The 19,953-nt window shown below is 31.8% G+C and carries 21 protein-coding genes; 15 read left to right on the forward strand and 6 right to left on the reverse strand.

The genetic code is table 11. The features are described from left to right. The first annotated feature begins 84 nt into the window (after positions 1–84). The 9 genes from AWE51_RS23735 to AWE51_RS23775 all read left to right on the forward strand — a co-directional run bounded on the left by AWE51_RS23735 (position 85) and on the right by AWE51_RS23775 (position 7,162). Positions 85–294 carry a DUF4266 domain-containing protein gene (locus AWE51_RS23735; protein ID WP_066319211.1) on the forward strand — a complete coding sequence of 70 codons (210 nt, stop codon included), beginning with the start codon at positions 85–87 and terminating at the stop codon, positions 292–294. A gap of 54 nt (positions 295–348) precedes the next feature. After that, positions 349–1,602, forward strand: a complete 1,254-nt coding sequence (locus AWE51_RS23740; protein ID WP_066319213.1) for a DUF3570 domain-containing protein — start codon at positions 349–351, stop codon at positions 1,600–1,602. 159 nt (positions 1,603–1,761) lie between these two features. Then, positions 1,762–2,607, forward strand: a complete 846-nt coding sequence (locus tag AWE51_RS23745; RefSeq protein WP_066319219.1) for a bifunctional helix-turn-helix domain-containing protein/methylated-DNA--[protein]-cysteine S-methyltransferase — start codon at positions 1,762–1,764, stop codon at positions 2,605–2,607. A gap of 275 nt (positions 2,608–2,882) precedes the next feature. Then, positions 2,883–3,773 carry a hypothetical protein gene (locus AWE51_RS23750; RefSeq protein WP_232517447.1) on the forward strand — a complete coding sequence of 297 codons (891 nt, stop codon included), beginning with the start codon at positions 2,883–2,885 and terminating at the stop codon, positions 3,771–3,773. A gap of 11 nt (positions 3,774–3,784) precedes the next feature. Further along, complete coding sequence (locus tag AWE51_RS23755; RefSeq protein ID WP_066319225.1) at positions 3,785–4,321, forward strand: DinB family protein; 537 nt, start codon at positions 3,785–3,787, stop codon at positions 4,319–4,321. Between the two features lie 105 nt (positions 4,322–4,426). Beyond that, on the forward strand, positions 4,427–4,768 hold the full coding sequence (locus tag AWE51_RS23760; RefSeq protein WP_066319228.1) for a YciI family protein: 342 nt from the start codon (positions 4,427–4,429) through the stop codon (positions 4,766–4,768). Between the two features lie 21 nt (positions 4,769–4,789). After that, positions 4,790–5,131 (forward strand): YciI family protein, encoded by a 342-nt coding sequence (locus AWE51_RS23765; RefSeq protein WP_066319231.1) that lies wholly within the window; start codon positions 4,790–4,792, stop codon positions 5,129–5,131. Between the two features lie 5 nt (positions 5,132–5,136). Continuing rightward, positions 5,137–6,411, forward strand: coding sequence for an RNA polymerase sigma factor (locus tag AWE51_RS23770; protein WP_066319233.1), 1,275 nt, complete (start codon positions 5,137–5,139; stop codon positions 6,409–6,411). Between the two features lie 271 nt (positions 6,412–6,682). Beyond that, complete coding sequence (locus tag AWE51_RS23775) at positions 6,683–7,162, forward strand: hypothetical protein (protein WP_066319235.1); 480 nt, start codon at positions 6,683–6,685, stop codon at positions 7,160–7,162. A gap of 503 nt (positions 7,163–7,665) precedes the next feature. Here the strand turns inward: AWE51_RS23775 and AWE51_RS23780 are convergent. Continuing rightward, a complete protein-coding gene (locus tag AWE51_RS23780; RefSeq protein ID WP_066319236.1) occupies positions 7,666–8,718 on the reverse strand; it encodes an acyloxyacyl hydrolase in 1,053 nt (350 codons plus the stop codon). A 200-nt stretch (positions 8,719–8,918) separates the two neighbouring features. Between AWE51_RS23780 and AWE51_RS23785 the strand changes: the two genes are divergently transcribed. Continuing rightward, positions 8,919–9,473 (forward strand): AAA family ATPase, encoded by a 555-nt coding sequence (locus AWE51_RS23785; RefSeq protein ID WP_066319238.1) that lies wholly within the window; start codon positions 8,919–8,921, stop codon positions 9,471–9,473. A gap of 181 nt (positions 9,474–9,654) precedes the next feature. Here AWE51_RS23785 and AWE51_RS23790 read toward each other — a convergent pair whose 3' ends face one another. Continuing rightward, positions 9,655–9,990, reverse strand: a complete 336-nt coding sequence (locus AWE51_RS23790; protein WP_066319241.1) for a hypothetical protein — start codon at positions 9,988–9,990, stop codon at positions 9,655–9,657. Between the two features lie 169 nt (positions 9,991–10,159). Beyond that, positions 10,160–10,939, reverse strand: a complete 780-nt coding sequence (locus tag AWE51_RS23795; protein ID WP_082832594.1) for a phosphatase PAP2 family protein — start codon at positions 10,937–10,939, stop codon at positions 10,160–10,162. Positions 10,940–11,236: 297 nt separating this feature from the next. Between AWE51_RS23795 and guaB the strand changes: the two genes are divergently transcribed. Beyond that, positions 11,237–12,712, forward strand: a complete 1,476-nt coding sequence (gene guaB / locus AWE51_RS23800; RefSeq protein ID WP_066319244.1) for an IMP dehydrogenase — start codon at positions 11,237–11,239, stop codon at positions 12,710–12,712. Between the two features lie 86 nt (positions 12,713–12,798). Here guaB and AWE51_RS23805 read toward each other — a convergent pair whose 3' ends face one another. From AWE51_RS23805 to AWE51_RS23815, 3 genes are all read right to left on the reverse strand, one after another. Then, entirely contained in the window at positions 12,799–13,314 is a 516-nt protein-coding gene (locus AWE51_RS23805; protein ID WP_066319245.1) for an OmpH family outer membrane protein, read from the reverse strand. A gap of 88 nt (positions 13,315–13,402) precedes the next feature. Further along, positions 13,403–13,642: a hypothetical protein gene (locus AWE51_RS23810; protein WP_066319246.1), complete on the reverse strand. Its 240-nt coding sequence runs from the start codon at positions 13,640–13,642 to the stop codon at positions 13,403–13,405. A gap of 12 nt (positions 13,643–13,654) precedes the next feature. Beyond that, the gene (locus tag AWE51_RS23815) at positions 13,655–14,083 is read right to left on the reverse strand and encodes a GNAT family N-acetyltransferase (RefSeq protein WP_066319249.1); all 429 of its coding nucleotides are present in this window, start codon (positions 14,081–14,083) and stop codon (positions 13,655–13,657) included. Positions 14,084–14,703: 620 nt separating this feature from the next. Here AWE51_RS23815 and AWE51_RS23820 point away from each other — a divergent pair. From AWE51_RS23820 to AWE51_RS23835, 4 genes are read left to right on the forward strand one after another with little or no spacing between them, the layout of a single operon-like run. Continuing rightward, the gene (locus AWE51_RS23820) at positions 14,704–16,659 is read left to right on the forward strand and encodes a peptidylprolyl isomerase (protein ID WP_066319251.1); all 1,956 of its coding nucleotides are present in this window, start codon (positions 14,704–14,706) and stop codon (positions 16,657–16,659) included. After that, positions 16,660–17,508, forward strand: coding sequence for a hypothetical protein (locus AWE51_RS23825; protein WP_066319254.1), 849 nt, complete (start codon positions 16,660–16,662; stop codon positions 17,506–17,508). Continuing rightward, positions 17,492–18,940 carry a peptidylprolyl isomerase gene (locus tag AWE51_RS23830; protein WP_394332245.1) on the forward strand — a complete coding sequence of 483 codons (1,449 nt, stop codon included), beginning with the start codon at positions 17,492–17,494 and terminating at the stop codon, positions 18,938–18,940. The genes AWE51_RS23825 and AWE51_RS23830 overlap by 17 nt, the downstream gene beginning before the upstream one ends. Position 18,941: 1 nt before the next feature. After that, positions 18,942–19,898: an AAA family ATPase gene (locus AWE51_RS23835; protein WP_066319259.1), complete on the forward strand. Its 957-nt coding sequence runs from the start codon at positions 18,942–18,944 to the stop codon at positions 19,896–19,898. The last annotated feature ends 55 nt before the right edge of the window (positions 19,899–19,953 follow it).

Consider the following 19,953-nt stretch of genomic DNA (forward strand, 5'->3'; position numbering starts at 1 on the left):
TCATATCGTGTAAGGAATGGCGTTTTTTTAGAACTAATGATGGACTGTTTTATGTCATTCGACATTATAAATAAAACAAAATACATGAATAAGCTGATTATAATTTTTATTCTGTTACTTTCTTCGACCTCGTGCGTGGCCGTAAAGGAATATGAGAAAGTTGCACTTAACGATCCTGATATGGAACTATCCTTGAAGAAAATCGATCGTTTCGAAACTAATTTTCAAGCGTATAGAGAGGCAGCAGCAGGAGCTAATGGTGGTAAAACTGGTGGTGGTTGCGGGTGTAACTAAAATAACTCTTTGAAAATAACAAGGTATAGCTAAACTTAAATAAGAAAAGCACTTTTGAAAAAACGATTCACATTAGTCTTACTGTTAATATCTATTTTTACAGTAGCACAAGAAAAAGATAAAAACACCTCAGAGGCGTATAAAAAAAGAGTGTTAGAGTCAACAGAAATAGATTTTCTAACAAGTTATTACACTCAAGATGGTGATAATGCTGCAGTAACCGGAGGAAGAGGTACAGAAGAGCTTACAGATTTTACTCCAACAGTAGTGGTATCGATTCCTTTAAATGATGATGATGTATTAACTATTGATGCAAGTGTATCTGCTTATACGTCTGCATCTTCGAGTAATGTGGATCCTTTTGATGGAGACCCAAATGTAGATGCTAGCCCTTTTATAGCCTCTTCTGGAGCTTCTAGAAATGATGTGCTAACTACTGTAAGTGTCAATTATAGCCATAGTAGTGATGATCGCAATAAGATATGGTCTGCAAATGCAGCCGTTGCAAATGAATATGATTATTTTTCTATTGGTTTTGGAGGTAGTTATACTATGTTGTTTAATGAAAAAAACACCGAATTTAGTGTAAAAGCAAATGTATTTTTAGATACATGGAATGCTATTTATCCAACAGAATTACGAGATGATAATAACTTTATTCCATTTGATGATGAGTCTCGAAATTCATACTCCTTAGGACTTGGTTTTTCACAAATATTGTCAAAAAAATTACAAGGTTCTTTATCTGTTGATGTGATTCGACAAGATGGATTATTATCAACACCATTTCAGCGTGTACAATTTGCAGATGTTGCAGATAGAGTAGTTCAACAGTTTACATTAGGTGATGATGTGGAAAGGTTACCAGATACTCGATTTAAGATTGCAGCAGGAGGGCGATTACATTATTATCTAAATGAGATTGTTGCTATACGTACATTTTATAGGTATTATACAGATGATTGGGGTATTAATTCTCATACCGCAAATATAGAAGTACCTATAAAAATTACAGATAAGTTTACATTGTACCCGAGTTATCGTTTTTATACGCAAACAGCCGCAGATTATTTTGCACCTTTTAATCAGCATTTATCGACACAACAGTTGTATACATCCGATTATGATTTATCCGATTTTAATGCTAATCAATATGGTTTTGGAATAAGTTATACAGATATTTTTGCAAAGTTTCATATTTGGAAATTTGGATTGAAAAATATAGATTTTCGATTTAGACAATATGAGCGTAATACAGGGCTTAAAGCGAGTTTGTTTTCAGGAGGAGTTAGTTTTATTATGGATTAGTTAGATTAACTAATCTAAAATGTAATAAGAGTATAAGTATTTGATATAGCCTTTCTGAAATTACACATGTCCAACCAAAAAAAGCAATATTCAGCAAGTTTTGGGTTTTATAACTATTTTGTAAATAATACTTTTATGTTGTTTTAAAAGTATATAAAGATGGTTAAGCAACATAATGTACAATATGATCGTATTGCAGAGGCAATAATGTATATCAAAGAGAACTTTAAAGATCAACCCAGTCTTGAAGATATAGCAGAAAAAGTACACGTTAGCCCGTTTTATTTCCAAAGACTTTTTAAGGATTGGGTAGGATTAAGCCCAAAAAAATTTCTACAATTTACTAGTGTAGAATATGCAAAAGAAATACTTAAAGATCAAGAAGCTACGTTGTTTGATGTAGCTTATAAAACAGGATTATCTGGTACAGGTAGACTTCATGATCTTTTTATAAAAATCGAAGGAATGACTCCAGGAGAATATAAAAAAGGAGCCCAAAACCTAGAGATTAAATATAGTTATGCTCATAGTTTATTTGGCAAAATCTTAGTAGCATCAACATCAAAAGGAGTTTGTTATATGTCCTTTGTGGATAATCAAGAACAAGCATTTGAAGAACTTAAATTAAATTTTCCTAATGCTAGTTTTAAATCAGTTATTGATCACTTTCAACAAAATGCACTATCACTTTTTACAAATGATTGGAGTAAATTAGAGCAAATCAAACTACATCTTAAAGGAACAGATTTTCAGCTAAAAGTATGGAATGCACTACTTAAAATACCACAAGGTGGATTAATTACATATGGCGGTATTGCGAAATATATTGATAAACCAAAAGCATCTAGAGCAGTAGGAACGGCCATAGGTAACAACCCAATTGCTTTTTTGATTCCATGTCATCGCGTAATACAGGCTACAGGAAACCTTGGGCAATATCATTGGGGTAGTGTTCGGAAAACAGCAATGATAGGGTGGGAAGCTGCGCAAATACACCAGAATTAACCAAGACTCCCACCGTGTATTGTGTCAATTTTATTGGCAGATCAAAAAAAGGGAGAAATCTTATAAAGATATTCCCCCTTTACCATTTACGTTAATAGATAAGTTATGGGCAATTTTCTTATATAACGCTTTAGGTAAAAAATACCCTACCTCTTTTTAGAAAAAAAAATAGTTTGTGCTATTCTGATGACCTAAGGATTAAGTTTTTTTTATGAATATGATCAAAATGTTTTGCTACTTTAGGTTGTTATCATTCATCAATAAAAAAAATCAAAATGAAATTAGTATTTGTTTTCTTGTTATTTATGGCCTTTACTATAAAAAACAACGCTCAAGAATCTCTTGTGTATTTAAATCAAAAAGCACCTTCAACGACTCCAGAAATTTTTGCACCTGATATTATATCTAAGCAAAAGGAATACGAATTTGGTTCAGTATTTTCAAAAGATGGTACTGAATTTTTTTATGGAGTCGATATTAATGGTAAATCAGAAATTCGATATACCAAATTAGATGGGAATTCTTGGATAACCCCAAAAACGATAATTGTTCATGAGAATTATGGATTTAATGATCCATTTCTGTCTCCTGATGAAAACAGGTTATACTATATATCTAATATGCCCTTAAGCGGTGTAGGAGATGGTAAAGACTATGATATTTGGTATTCAACAAAAAATCCTGAAGGTTGGTCAAAACCTAAAAATGCAGGAAAAAATATAAATACAAATTCTAATGAGTATTATATATCATTTACGCAACAAGGAACAATGTATTTTAGTTCTAATAAAGAGGCAGTAAAAGATAATAATGGTGATTTTGACATTTATGCCTCTAAAAATGAAGATGGTTTATTTCAAAAACCATCAAGATTACCAGAAGCAATAAATACAAAAGCATATGAAGCAGATGTATTTGTTGCATCAGACGAATCTTATGTTATTTTTTGCGCTACACGAAAGGAAGGCCTGGGAAGAGGAGATTTATATATCAGTTTTAAAAACGATGATGGAAGTTGGACAAAATCTAAGAATATGGGAGAACCAATTAATACTTCAGGTCATGAATTATGCCCATTTGTGACTAAAGATGGAAAATATTTTTTCTATACTAGCAAAAAAGATATTTATTGGGTAGATGCCAAAATCTTAGAACAATATCGATAAATGAATGCCTAATGAATAATCTTATTACATTTCCTGATAGCACTGAATACCCATCATATGCAGAAATGTATATGAATTATGTAAAAAGAGATGGAACACTAATACGACAATTTGAAGATAATTTAGAGTCTACAAAGAAGTTTATTTCTGAATTGCGCAAGGAGTCTTTAGATGTTAAGTATAGGCCTGATAAATGGACATTAAAGGAGGTGTTAGTGCATATTATCGATGATGAACGCATTTATGCGTACAGAGCATTGTGTTTTGCAAGAAACGATAAAACTTGTTTTCCTGGATTTGAAGAAACAGAGTATGCCAAGCATTCTGACGCTCACTTAAGATCATTAAATAGTATAATTGAAGAATACGTAGCAGTAAGAAAAGCAACAATTACTTTGTTTAAAGGGTTTTCTGAACGAGCGTTATTAAGAATTGGCAGAGCTAACGAAAATAATACAAGTGTAAGAGCATTGGGCTATCATATAGTAGGGCATGAATTACACCATATACAAATAATAAGAGATCGATATTTATCTCAATTTACGTAAGTTGTTATCTGTAGAATTATTTATTTTTTGAATAGATGTCCAAATATTTTAAATTGATTCGTCATAGTATTGTAAAAAATAAATAAACCATTAAAAAACAATCACATGAAAGAATTTATGTTCCTTTTTAGAGGAGACAACGACGTTTGGGATTCAAAATCACCAGAAGAACAACAAGAGCATATGCAGCATTGGGAAAAATGGATCGGGGAAATGGCTGAACAAGGTAAATTTGTAAGCGGGGAACGATTATTATCGAAAGGAAACACTGTATTAGATAATGGTAAGATAATGGATCGTCCCATGACTGAGGGTAAAGAATTAGTTGGAGGTTATCTTAGGGTAAAAGCAGAATCACTATCAGAAGCAACAGAAATGGCAAAAGGATGTCCAGGTTTTGAATGGGAAGGCGGAGCTGTAGAGGTTCGTGAAGTTTGGCCTGAGTAATCATCTTTAAAAATTAAATCAATGAGAGATTTTTTATTTATTATTCGAGGTGGACAAGATAGATACAACCAAAACTCACCCGAAGAAATGCAACAACACATGCAAGATTGGCAACAATGGATGGATACTTTGGCTCAAAAAGATATGCTTGTTGGTGGTCAACCATTAATGAATGAAGCTAAAACACTTATTGATGGTGGTCAAAAAATCATTGATCGGCCATTAGCTGAAGGAAAAGAGCTAATCGGAGGTTATTTATTAATCAAAGCAAATTCACTAGAACACGCTGCAGGGGTAGCTAAAGAATGCCCTAGTAATGAATATCATTGTAGTATAGAAGTTCGTGAAATTAGTCCTATGTAGTACTATTGGAAAACAATAATAACATAGACCAAACGCTAAACCATCTTTTTAGAGAAGAATCTGGAAAGATGGTTTCTGTTTTGATTAAGATTTTTGGAACTGAGAATATTGAAATGGCAGAAGATGTAGTTCAGGATGCTCTAGTAAAAGCACTAGAAACCTGGAAATATAACGGGATGCCTGATAACCCTAGAGCTTGGTTATATCGTACTGCAAAAAATAAAGCTATAGATGTTATAAGAAGAAATAAACACAGCAAACTTATAGATTTTTCAGATCCACAAAAGCAATTGTTAACCTCAGGGTATACTTTAGAAACGACAATGGATAATTATTGGAATGAAGATGGTATCAAAGATGATTTTTTAGGTATGATGTATGGTTGTTGTCATCCAGAAATTTCCCAAGAAAATCAAATAACTTTTATTCTAAAATCACTTTGCGGTTTTAGTACCAAAGAAGTAGCAAAATCTTTTTTAACAAGTCCAGACACAATTTCAAAACGTTTATATCGAACAAAAGAATATTTTAGAAAAAATAGAATTTCTTTGCAAATCCCGACTAACAAGCAAATTGAAGAAAGAACCCATACAGTATTAAGCGCAATATATTTATTGTTTAATGAAGGGTATAATTCTACTCATGCAGATCAATTGATTCGTAAAGATCTTATAGGACAAGCAATGTTACTCTGTAAATCATTATTGTCTAACAAGCGAACAAAATTACCAGAAGTCTATGCTTTAATGGCATTAATGTGTTTTCATAGTGCACGTTTGGATAGTAGAATTACAAGAGAAGGGGAGTTAATTTTACTGTCAAAACAAGATAGAACTTCATGGGATAAAGTATTGATACAAACTGGTGAAAAATACCTCAATCACGCTGCATTTGGTAATAATCTTACAACATATCATTTAGAAGCGGCTATAGCATTTCAACATTGTGCAGCACAACAATATGAAGATACAAACTGGAAAGAAATTTTGATGTACTATGATTTGTTACTCGAAATAGCCGATGATCCTATTGTTTTTTTAAATAGATGCTTGGTGATTTTAGAGTATAAAGGACCTAAAGAGGCATTAATCGTTTTAAAAACAATGAAAAATACTTCTATGCTAGATAAATATTATGTTTATCATGCTACTCTCGGTGAAATCTATAAACGATTATTAAATACAAACCTTTCTATAAAGCATTATGAAAGAGCAATAAAACTAACACAATCTAAACAAGAACAGCAGTTTTTGAAAGATAAAATTGCTGGAAAATGCTAAAATTTCAACTTTTTTCATTTTTTTTTAGACTTTATTTATAGAATTATTTTTGTGGTTTAATAAGGGCTAAGAGTGTATGACAGGGGGAAAACAACCCTAAAACCATAACGGAAAACCGTAATCTACTTTTAAAATAATTACTTATGTTAGCACCTCACACAAGTCTTTATTGTAGAAATTAAGTAAATATATGGTATTGTTATTCAGTACTATAATACGTATTGGAGCTATGCTTTGCATTTGTTTAAAAGAATATATAAAATACCCCAGAATGAAAACAATTTTATCATCCATCTTTGATGGATTATTTTCTGCAGAAATAAGAAAAGATTCGAATAGGATTTCGAATAACTTGTTTTTTGCAGCTACAGATCCCATTTCAGGAAGAATATTAATGATCGAAGAAGATGACTATAGCATCTGGGGATATATGTTAAGTCCCGATAAAGAAGAAATCGATTTTGATGGTTTTTTATGTACTGTTGTAACACCGTCTAAACAAAAGAATGATCTTAAGAAAATTAGTAAACATCGCAATCCATTGCCTGCACAGTTTGCAAATTCATATAGTTATATTAAAAATCTGAAAAGAAAAGATATACGTATTCATTGGAAAGAAAAGTGTGCAGCAATATTAGTAAGGAACAAAGTACAGTTAGTAATGAATATGGATACAAAGACAAGTTATTCTAAAGGTCTATCTACAGATTGTTTATACGGTAAGACACTTGAAGAGGGTAAGTTAGATTAAACACGTACATGTATTTTATAATACATGTAACCAACGCAAAGCAGTTGTGAAATTATATTTTACAACTGCTTTGTGTTCATTACTTGCCACTGAATTATCTATGAATAGCATAGCTAGATGCAGTAGGAAGTTCTTTTAAAAAATTAATAAATGGTCTAAGATGTATTCCAAATTTAGTATATAAAGTTTTCATAAGCCATAAGTTTTAAATTATTTCTCTTACTTAATTCAATTGTCGTGCCAAAGTCGAAACTTGTTGTTATTACTGGGCTAAACAGCTGTTTTTGTAAGAACTGAAAAATAGATTTTAAAAGATTTTTGTTATGGTATTCCATAAAAAGGTATATTAGCGACTTCGTTATAATTGTTTTTTAATAACGAGACGTAAACCATTTTAAAAACGGAGTTGGAGATATACTGACTCCGTTTTTTTATTTCCTAGAATTTTGAATCATATTAGTTGCTTAGATAATAGAAGTAGAAAATAGTGCAAACAAATTAATCTACTGGATAATATAAAGTAGTCTTCCATCCATGTGATCAGCTGTACGGCCATATGCAATTAAAGAAGCTCCAATTGCCCATCGGTTTGCAATACGGTACCAAAATGAATATCGTTGATACAACCAATTACTTTGTATGTTTTTAGGACGTGTGGCATATATCCCAAATTGTTGTAAAAAATAAAAATTTCCTACATGAAAATGATGCCCAAGTGTAAGTGCCGATGAAAAAGAAGAATCATCAAGGTTTTGTTGCTCTACCTGTTTAAGGTCAGACCAATCATACCAAAACTCTATCCCCAAATTAATCCCGTTTATTCTAGAAAGAGGTTTTAAAGCACCTCCTAAACCACCAATTAATGGGTGATTAGTAGATTCGGCCTCGCGATCAGAGGATCTAAGACTTGCAAACGACCCAAGGTAATAACTCCATGCGCGACTGTATTGTTTTAATTCACTGGGCTTCGGTTTTAACGGGGTATAGTTTATGATTCGGTCTACACCAATGGATAAAGTAGGGAAATTCATACCCTTGTTCGGCTGTTTCTGCCCTCCGTTTGAAATATGGTTATAGTTAGCAGATAAATTAAGGGCATAGTTGTTATTAATATGATAATTAAGGTTAAGTGATAAAGCCAGGTAAAAACTAAAATGTGTACTAAAAAGTACATTGTCAGGATTTGTTTCTTCATCAAAAATTGTATCCAAATACGTACCTCCGATTGATCCTCTTAGCGAAAATTTTAATGAGCTCTGATAAGTAAAATAAGGTTCAACGAAGTAAATAAAATTGTAAGAGCTGCCAAGTACATCTGGATTTGCATAATTAAAATAGGTAAATGCAAAACCAGTTCTTCCATAGCAAAAACAGGTCTTCCAAGCTTGATCACTTGTTCGCAATGTACTCATTTCTAATTGAAGTCCATAAGGGTTGGTTTTAGATATAGGTTTTAAATCTGGAGTATGAGGAATAATAAATCCGTAGTGTGATTTTACTCCATAAAATTTAGAATTCGTCTGCGCATATAGCACATTGCCTAAATATAATAGCATGAAAAATAGTATACTCCTGAGCATAGGTTTATAATTGCATTTCTATTGTAATATATTGAAAATTAAATAAGTATGAAATTTTTTCACTTGATCTAACATAAAGAAAATTATTCTTTATCATAATTAGTAATATGCAAAAGCAAATATTATTAATTTAAAAAAAATGATATCTTAGAAACAGCTTTAAAATTGATATACCAATGAAAATTCACATATTTGGAGCTTCGGGTTCAGGTACCACCACATTAGCCAACCAACTAGAGCAGCGATTTGGTTGGAAACATTTGGATGCTGATGATTATTATTGGAAAAAAACAAATCCACCTTTTAAAGAAAAAATACCTTTACAAGAAAGAAATATTAAGTTGTTAAACGATTTCAAGGCTTATGATTCAGTTATTGTAAGTGGTTCTATGGTTAGTTGGGGTAAAGAATGGGAAAAGGCATTTGATGTAGTTATATTTCTGTATGTACCGCCAAAGATCAGGATGGGTAGACTACAACATCGTGAATTAGAAAGATATGGTGAGTTATTAGAAGATAACGAAGATATTCGTAAGAACTCTAAAGCATTTTTGAAATGGGCGCAACAGTACGATAATCCAATTTTTGAAGGAAGAAGCCTTAATGTTCATATGCGATGGCTGGAAAAGTTAGAATGCCAAATTTTAAAAATCGAAGGCGACACAACCGTTGAAGAACGTATTGATCTTGTTTTGAATAAATTGTGTTCTGATAAAAACGATCGTATTTAATGGTGAATTTATCAAATACCTGAAAAGACCTTTGTTATTACTGATTTAATACACTTCCACTATTGCCGGATTGTGAACCCAATTACATTTTTCACAATTAATTTTTTATACCTCTCGTTTCCAGCTGGCCCATGTAATAATTTGAGAGACAATAACAAATGTCTTTTCAGTTTTTTTGATTTTATGCGGCCAATTCCCCTTTGCCTGCAAGTTGTTTATTGGTACTAAGAGAAGCCCACTTAGAGCTTGAATTAAATTCTAGTGTAACTTCTAATTCATTGCGTAAAGTATCAAGAATTGTTTGTAACTCATTTTCATGAAAATAAATATTCATGACACCATTAGAATGTAATTTATTTTGAGGCAATGATTGCCCATCTTTAATAATACCTAAATATCCAAGGTAGTTTAGGTCTTCTCCATATAGGTAAACGAATCCCATTTGATATCCACCACCACCAGAATAATTACTGACTATTTGTATACTATAACTTTCTATCTTGTTTGAAATAACCATTACTTGATGTTTTTGAGTGTGAGTTTAATTTTTTTCCCTTTTTCAAAGGTACTATTCATACAAGTTTTGTGGTAGAGGTAAAACACGGATTCGTATAGGGTAGATTTCCCCCTAGGCAGGAAATATGACTATTTAGTTAATGATTTATACGATATGCTCAGATATATTTTTAAAACACTTTAGTGAAATAAAAACCTATTCCATCTCCTGTATATTGTGGAGTAAATGCAATTCCACTGGTCTTTTTAAATGGATTCCAATCAATAAGATAATTAAAGTGGTACACAAGCCTAGTAGATAATATACCAATACCAGCACCTACTAATACATCAGAGAGATAATGAGCGTTATTTGCCATTCTTAAACTACCTGTGGCGATAGCAAAAGCATAACCACTATAGGCTAATATAGGATTGGTGTCAATATATTCTTCATATAATACAGTAGCTGTAGTAAATGCGGTAGTGGTATGGCCAGAAGGAAAAGAATTAGCATGTGTAGACTCATAACTGCCAGGTCTTTCTTTATGAATTCGTTTCTTTAGTAGGGTAGAGGTTCCATTACTTATTAGCGATGATAGAACTAGGTATTTTGTTTGATCAAACCAATGACTTTTTGATTGTGCGCCAAGTATGTCTGCCGCATATAATTGCACTACAGGAGCATATCGTGTATAATCGTCTAGTTTGGTATTAAAATCATTTCCAACTACATCTCTTAAGTCTTGTTGTAGTGATTTTTCGAAATCACTTGTAGAAAGTAAAAAACCTGCGCTAATAAGAGCAACGGGAATTATTCTTTTGGTAAATAGGTTTTTTTTATAGGTAAATTCTCTCTTTTCAGTTTTTTTGAAGCTAAACTCTTTATCAATAGGATAAGAGTCAGTAAATTGAGAATGAGTAGCATTAACATAAAAGCATAATAATAACAGGCATAGGATCGTTCTCATAGATAATATATTTTTGGGGGTTTGAGAAGTTTTTAACTCTAATGAATTGAAAGATAAAATAATTATACTAAAAATATGTTAAAAAATATGATTTTGATCAATAATTGTGTTTTTTAACGATTTTATATGTTTTTAATCGATTAATTTTATGTTAAAACCATAACATGGTAGTATGAAAATTTGGTACGATGTAATGAATAATAGTATAAGTACATTTTGATGATTAAAATAAAAGGTTTACATCATTATATTCTTTAAAAAAGACGTACATTTACACGCAATTAAATTTTAATTGCAATGACAGCACATGATTCCAAAATAGTCGGAGAAGGTCTTACTTATGACGACGTACTTTTAGTTCCCGCATTTTCTGAAGTACTTCCTAGAGAAGTAAGTATACAGGCAAAATTTACAAGAAATATAACCCTTAACGTACCTATCGTTTCGGCTGCAATGGATACCGTTACAGAAAGTCGAATGGCAATTGCAATGGCGCAAGAAGGCGGTATTGGAGTTTTGCATAAAAATATGACGATCGAAGAACAAGCAATTAAAGTACGTAAGGTAAAACGTGCAGAAAGTGGTATGATCATAGATCCTGTAACATTACCTAGAGATGCAAAAGTTATAGATGCTAAAAATAATATGAGAGAACATAGCATTGGAGGAATTCCGATAGTTGATGATCATCATAAATTAATCGGTATAGTAACCAATAGAGATCTGCGTTTTGAGAAAAATGATGATCGCCCAATATCTGAAGTTATGACAAGCGAAAACCTTGTTACTGTAGGAGAGGGAACATCATTACAACAAGCAGAAGTAATTCTTCAAGATAATAAAATAGAAAAATTACCCGTAGTTGATAAGGATAATACTTTGGTTGGTTTAATTACTTTCAGGGATATTACTAAATTAACCTTAAAGCCTATGGCTAATAAAGATAGTCTAGGACGTTTAAGAGTAGCTGCTGCATTAGGAGTGACTGGTGATGCCGTTGATAGAGCAGAGGCACTAGTGCAAGCGGGAGTCGATGCTGTTGTGATTGATACTGCACATGGTCATACTAAAGGAGTTGTTACTGTATTAAAAGAGGTAAAGGCAAAATTTCCAGAATTAGAAGTTGTAGTGGGTAATATAGCAACTGCCGATGCAGCTAAATACTTAGTTGAAGCAGGAGCAGATGCTGTAAAAGTAGGAATAGGACCAGGATCTATATGTACAACAAGAGTAGTGGCAGGTGTTGGATTTCCACAATTCTCTGCTGTTTTAGAAGTTGCTAATGCGATTAAAGGATCAGGAGTTCCGGTTATCGCTGACGGAGGAATTAGATATACTGGAGATATACCAAAAGCAATTGCTGCTGGAGCGGATACAGTAATGTTAGGGTCTCTTTTGGCAGGTACAAAAGAATCCCCTGGCGAAACGGTTATCTATGAAGGGAGAAAATACAAAACCTATAGAGGAATGGGATCTGTCGAAGCTATGAAAAAAGGTTCAAAAGATCGCTATTTTCAAGATGTTGAAGACGATATTAAAAAACTTGTTCCAGAAGGAATTGTAGGTAGAGTAGCTTATAAAGGTGACTTAATAGAAAGTATCCATCAATTTATAGGTGGTATAAGAGCAGGAATGGGATACTGCGGAGCTAAAGATATTAAAGCTCTACAAGATAATGGTAAATTTGTAAAAATTACAGCTAGTGGTATAAACGAAAGTCACCCTCATGATGTAACGATTACAAAAGAAGCGCCAAATTATAGTAGACGATAGAATAGATGAATAATAAAATGATATAATTAAAAAAGCAATCATATTTTGTATGATTGCTTTTTTAATTATCTAGAATGATAAGGTGTTTATTTACCTTCTTCTATTTTTATACCTAACTTAGTAGTTACTTTTTTTGTAAGATCAAAATTTGGATCAACATAAGCTAAACCACTACTAGAAATAGTGAAAACCTGAGTGTATTTTTCAGCTTTAGCGATCTCTTCTAACGCTTTACCTATTTTTTGATAAAGGGGTTGAAGTAGTTTATTTTGTTCTAATTGTACTAATTGAGAAGCATTTTGGCGAAACTTTGCAATGTCGTCCTCTAACTTAATGATTCCTTCTTGCTTTGTTTTTTTCATAGGCTCAGTGAATGTCGCTACGTTTTCCTGGTATTCTTTCACCTTAGCCTGATACTCTTCAACTTTTACTTTTAATTGATCTTCTAATTTTTTGTTGTACCCTTTAAGATCCTCCTGAACTTTTGTAAGCTCTGGCATTTTAGACAGGATGAATTCGGTGTCTATTGTTCCTGTTTTAGATTGTGCGTTTAATTGTAAACTAACGACAAGTACTAATATTGATAAAATTATTTTTTTCATTACAATTTTTTGGTTACTGGTTTTTAAACTTTTGCAAATATATAAGGTCTAGCTCAATATCCATACCAATACTGATATTTTTGAAAATTTATTCTTCATATAGTTGTCCTCGATGAGGTTTAAGGGCATCTCGAGTTGGTTTCATTTCAGAATCTGTTACAATCATATAGGCAATACTATGCATTTCATTTATATCTAAATATCCTGTTATATGAAGAGATAATTTTTCTAACAAAATATATTCTTTAAGATGTTTCTCGTGATGTTGTGCGGTTTTACTTGCAGTAGGACCTTTAAAATCCCATATTAATTTTAGTTTTCTTTCCATTGCTATTAAATCTTATTTCAGTTTTAGATTATAGAGTCTACTGTGCTTTTGTTTGAAATCCAGTTGCTCGTATAAATGTATGGCCGCTTTTTTTTCCTCTTCGGTAAATAAATAAATTTCTGAAAGTTCTAATTCTTTGCCATAATTTATAAGTGCTGTAATTATTTTTTTGCCTATTCCCAAGCCTCTGTTATTAGTATCTACTACGACATCTTCAATCCAGCCTTTATATCCAGAAATTACCTTATATGTGCACATTGAAGCAATACCTGTTATTTTGTTTTCAGTAAAGTAGCATGCAAAAATAAGCGAATTATTAGGATCTGATAATAATGCCTTTATCGAGTTTTGTTTTTTGTCCGGACTTAATTGTTTGAATAAATCATGAATGTCCCGTTCGTATTTAGGAGTAAGAAGTTTGCTTGTGAGAATTTGAATCATATTTGTATTAGTTTATAACATTTTAAACATCGTTTCTTTTTTCAATAAATGTTTTAAAGTCAATCGTAATATTAGGTGTTATTTAATAGGATTGAGTAATAAGAAAACTATGCTTATGATAAAACTATTAAATTTAAATTTCTTTATACTTGTTTATTCTATATTGCCATAGGGTTTTTCCAGAAGAGTTTTCTTTATGTTAATGTTGCTAGTGTTAAAAATACGTTGCAATCAAGTCAGAGTATCAAAAATGTAATTGTTTCGATCATTTCGATTTCTTTTTCCACATCTCATAAATTTATTTTGAAATTGCATTAGGTTTGTCTTTTTCGTTATTTAAGAGTTTAATGCTAACTAAGGTTTTATATTAGTGTTTTAAGTTGTTTTAGTTTACCGGGGTTTTAACTGTTTCATTTTTAGGTGATTTTGTTTCAATGTCTAAAGCGTATTTCATAATTTAAGCCATCGTTTGTAATGTAGAATTACATATATAATATGCATTGGTCATAAAAATTTTAGGGATGAATACTATTGAAGATTTCCCTTCGTTAAAAAACTAGCTTGTAAAACATCTTAATATTATTATTTTTGTCCGATTAGGGCTTCATTAGAAAACAATTATGCGCACAAAATCATTAGTATTTCTATTCGGATTTATTTTTCTTGGGTTGGCAAATGCACAACAAAAAGAAGAAGTATTATTATCAATTGATAATTCGCAAATTCCTATATCAGAGTTTAAAAGAATCTATCTTAAAAATATAGATTTAGTAACAGATGATTCTCAAAAGGATGTAGATGAATATCTTGATTTGTTTATTAATTATAAATTAAAACTTAGAGAAGCTCAAACCCTTGGTCTAGACAAAAAAGATTCTTATTTAAAGGAATTAGAGGGATATAAGAAACAACTATCATCTAGTTATCTCACCGATACAAGAACCTCTGAAGCATTGATAAAAGAAGCATATGATCGTTCTCAGGAAAGAATAAATGCAAGTCATATTCTGGTGATGGTAAAGCCTAATGCATCTGCAAAAGATACATTACAAGCGTATCAGAAAATTTTAGAGGCAAAAGAAAAAATTAAAAATGGTGAAGAATTTGCTGCAGTAGCAAATGCATATAGTGAGGATCCTTCTGTAGCCAAAAACAATGGACTTTTAGGATGGTTTTCAACATTTAGAATGGTTTACCCATTTGAAGATGCAGCTTATAAAACAAAAGTTGGAGAGGTTTCTAATCCTTTTAGAACTCAGTTTGGCTATCATATTGTTAAAGTAAACAAACGAGAAAAGAAATTAGGAGAGGTGTCTGTAGCACATATTATGATTGCGATAAACGATAAAAGAACATCGCAAGAAGCAGAGCAAAGAATTAAAGAAATTAATCAACAGCTCGATCAAGGAGTTTCTTTTGAGTCACTAGCAAAACAATATAGTGATGATCCAAGTACAGCGGTTCAAGGAGGTAAAATTAGACGTTTTGGACAAGGGATCTTAAATTCAGAGAAGTTTGAGAAAACGGCTTTTGCTCTTCAGAAAAAAGGAGAATTATCAGAACCATTAGAAACAAAATATGGTTGGCATATTATTAAATTAATTGAAAAACATGCTCCTAAATCATTCGAAGAACAAAAAAATGAACTAACAAACAGAGTAAAAAAAGATAGCAGATCAAAATTGGTAACAGAATCTTTTATCAATTCGTTAAAAGAAAAATATCAAGTTACGTTTAATACTAAGGCGGTTAGTTTTTTTAAAGAGGCAATTCCTGATTCTATGAATTTTGAAGGTTGGGATGTGTCTAAAAATGAAGGCTTTAAAAAAGAATTATTTCGTATAAAGGATCAGCCGTATACCTATGGTGATTTTGGAGAATTCCTAAAAGAGAATGCTAGAGTAAGTCAAAGTTACAGTGATAAATCTATTTTTATAGAAAAGATGTATGCTAAATATGAATCAACTACCTTACTCAAATATTATGAAGAACATTTAGAAAATGATAATCAAGACTATGCTAACGTAATTAATGAGTATCGTGACGGATTATTACTTTTTGATCTTATGGAATCCAAAATATGGAATGCTTCAAAAACCGATACAATTGGTCTTAAAAAGTATTATGAGGAGCATAAAGATGAATATGTTCAAAATGAAACCTACAAAGTTTTAAGAGCATCGTCGTCAAAACGTGAAGCACTAGAAAAAGTAAAAAAACTATTAGAAAAGAAAGTTGCTGTTGAAGAAATAAAGAAAGAAGTTAATAAAGGAGATATTGTTTTAGTGCTTTTTTCTGAAGAAGAGTTGATAAAAGGAGAAGATAAATTGCCAAAGAATTTTAAAGCCCAAGAAGATAATATAACCTTATTACAAGAGGATAATTTTGCAACTTTGATTTTGGTTAAAGAAGTACTACCTTCAAGAGTTAAAACGTTTGAAGAAACAAAAGGAGAATTAATTAATAATTTTCAGGAAGATATAGAGCGTAAATGGTTAGATGAACTTAAAGATAAGTATGCAGTAAAGGTAAATCAAAAAGCTTTAAAGAAAATTAAAAAAGAATTGCTTAAATAAATGAGGTTTGTAATATTTATAATGTTTTGTATAGCGATAGTTTCTTGTAAAAAATTTGGAGAACAAATTAAAAAAGAAGCTGTGGCTAGAGTAAATGATACATACCTGTACAAGGAAGATGTTGAAAAAATATTGCCTCAAAACTCGTCCAAAGAAGATAGTGTTCACATCGTTAAGAATTACATAAATACTTGGGCAACCCGTCAGCTTTTTATAGACCAAGCCAAGAGGAACTTAACTCAAAACGAATTGAAAGAGTTTGATGAGCTAGTTCAAAATTATCAAAGTACTCTTTATATTAATGCATATAAAAATGCTGTGATTGATAAATCTATCAATATGGAGGTTACAGAACAGGATTTAGAGTCGTATTATAAGCAAAATTTAGAAAATTTTAATCTTAATGAGGAGTTGGTAAAGTTACGTTACTTACATTTGCCATCTGATTATAAAAATATTGTTGCAACGCAACGACAATTAAATCGTTTTAAAGAAGAAGATATAGACGAACTGAAGTTAAAAGAAAGTGAGTTTATAGCATATTCGTTAAATGATTCTATCTGGATACAGCTAGATCAGGTTTTAAATAAAATTCCTATTCTTAAAAAACAAGAGAAATCTAAATTGTTAAGATCAGGGAAATATGTGCAGCTTAGAGACTCTACTGGGGTATATATGGTAAAGATAAAAGATGTTTTAAATAGGAAAGAAAAAGCGCCTTTACAATATATCAAACCCACAATAAGACAAATTATATTAAATAAGAGAAAGCTGGAGTTGATAAAAAAAATAGAAAAAGATATTACTAGAGATGCAGTTGAGAACAAACAATTTGAAGTATACAATTAAAATTACCCTTTGTGCAGTAGTATTCACTGCGAGCATCAATACTAAACTATATGCTCAAGAAATAATTGAAGAAGCTGTTACTGATACAATTTCTGCTAATTCAGATTCAATTACAACCAAAGAACCTGTAAAGCAATTTCAAAGAACTAAAATTGATGGAGTAGCAGCAGTAATTGGAGAAAACGTAATATTAGATAGCGATATTGATATTGCATATAAACAATTAGTAAGTGAAGGTGTTTCTGCTAATGATGTAAGTCGTTGTGAACTTGCAGGAAGTTTGTTTGAAAATAAATTGTATGCACATCATGCAATTCAGGATAGTATTATTATTCGGGATGCAGAAGTTAATTCTATGGTAGACCAACAATTAAGTTATATGCTTAATGAACTGGGTACAATAGATAAGGTATTAAGACTTTACAAGAAAGATAATCTTGAGGATTTTAAGAGTGAGCTTTTTGAAATCAATAAAACCAATAGATTGTCAGAACGTATGAGGACTAAAATCATAGAAGATATTGAAATCACTCCTGAAGAAATTCGAGAGTTTTTTGATGAAATTCCAGAAGCAGAACGACCACTTTTTGGAACTGAAGTTGAGCTTGCACAGATTGTTATAGAGCCTCAAATTTCTGATAAAGAAGAACAAGAAGTAGTTGATAGACTAAATCAATTTAGAGAGGATATTGTAGAAAACGGAAGTAGTTTTGCTACGAAAGCCGTGTTGTATTCACAAGATCCTGGATCAAAATCAACAGGAGGAAAATATACATTAGATCGCCAAACTAACTTTGCAAAAGAATTTAAAGATGTTGCATTTAGTTTACAAGAAGAAGAAGTAAGCGAACCATTTAAAACAGATTTTGGTTGGCATATCGTTAAAGTTGATAAAATTCGAGGAGAAGAAATAGATGTTAGACATATACTTTTAGTTCCTGAAGTTACAAGAACAAGTGTAGAAAAAGCAAAAAAATTAATTGATTCACTAAGAACAAGTATTACTTCTGGAAGTATAGATTTTAAAGAAGCAGCAAGACAATTTAGTGACGAAAAAGAAACCCGAGAGGATGGAGGACAGCTACTTAATCCAACTACGGGAGATACTCATTTTGAACTTACCAAAATTGACCCTATATTGTATGATCAAGTGTCTAAACTAAAAACTAATGACGTTTCATTAGTAATACCAGATCAAGATCGCCAAGGCCGAAAAAAGTTTAAGCTAATTACAGTGCTTAAGAGGTATGATGAGCATATAGCAGACTATTCTCAGGATTATCTTAAAATACAAGAATTAGCGCTTAGAAAGAAACAAATTGAAGCGATTAGAAAATGGCAGGGTGAAAAGATAATGGATACTTATGTAAAAGTTAATGGTGATTATAGAGACTGTACTTATAGTGGTAACTGGTTAAAAAAAGAAAAATAGTATGTCAGACGACGTAGCAGCTGTACAAAGACTAGTAAAAAAACATTCCGAACTTAAAAAAGAAATTTCCAAAGTAATTATTGGGCAAGAAGAAGTTATCGATCAAATCCTGATTTCTGTTTTTTCAGGGGGTCATGCTTTATTAATAGGTGTTCCTGGTTTAGCTAAAACCTTAATGGTGAATACTATTTCTCAAGCATTAGGATTGGACTTTAAACGTATTCAGTTTACACCAGATCTTATGCCTAGTGATATTCTGGGGAGTGAGATATTAGATGAGACAAGACATTTTAAATTTATAAAAGGTCCTATTTTTTCTAATATTATTCTGGCCGATGAAATTAATAGAACGCCACCAAAAACTCAAGCAGCCTTACTTGAGGCTATGCAAGAACGTGCTGTTACAGTTGCAGGACATCACTATAAACTAGATTTGCCATACTTTGTTCTGGCTACACAGAACCCGATAGAGCAAGAAGGTACATATCCACTTCCTGAAGCACAACTGGACAGGTTTATGTTCGCGATAGAACTAAAGTATCCAAGTTTTGAAGAAGAAGTAGAAGTTGTTAAAAGCACTACAGGAGATACAACTAAAACAATAAACCCATTATTCACTCCCAAAGAAATTATCGATTTTCAACATTTAATTCGCCGTATTCCTGTTGCTGATAATGTGATAGAGTATGCTGTAGGCATTGTTGGTAAAACAAGACCTTTTGGAGATACTGCCACACATTTGGTTAAAAACTATATCGATTGGGGAGCTGGTCCTAGGGCTTCTCAAAATCTTATTTTGGCAGCCAAGGCTAATGCAGCGATTAAAGGGAAATTTTCACCAGATATCGAAGATGTACAAGCGGTAGCTACAGGTATATTACGTCATCGTATTATAAAGAATTACAAGGCAGAAGCCGAAGGAGTTAGTGTAGAAGATGTGATTAATGATCTTTTTTGATTCCCGCTTTTCGTAGTGTCCATTTTTTAAACATCCCAATTAAACCTTTTTCCTT

It is taken from the genome of Aquimarina aggregata, assembly GCF_001632745.1.
Classification (GTDB): Bacteria; Bacteroidota; Bacteroidia; order Flavobacteriales; family Flavobacteriaceae; genus Aquimarina; species Aquimarina aggregata.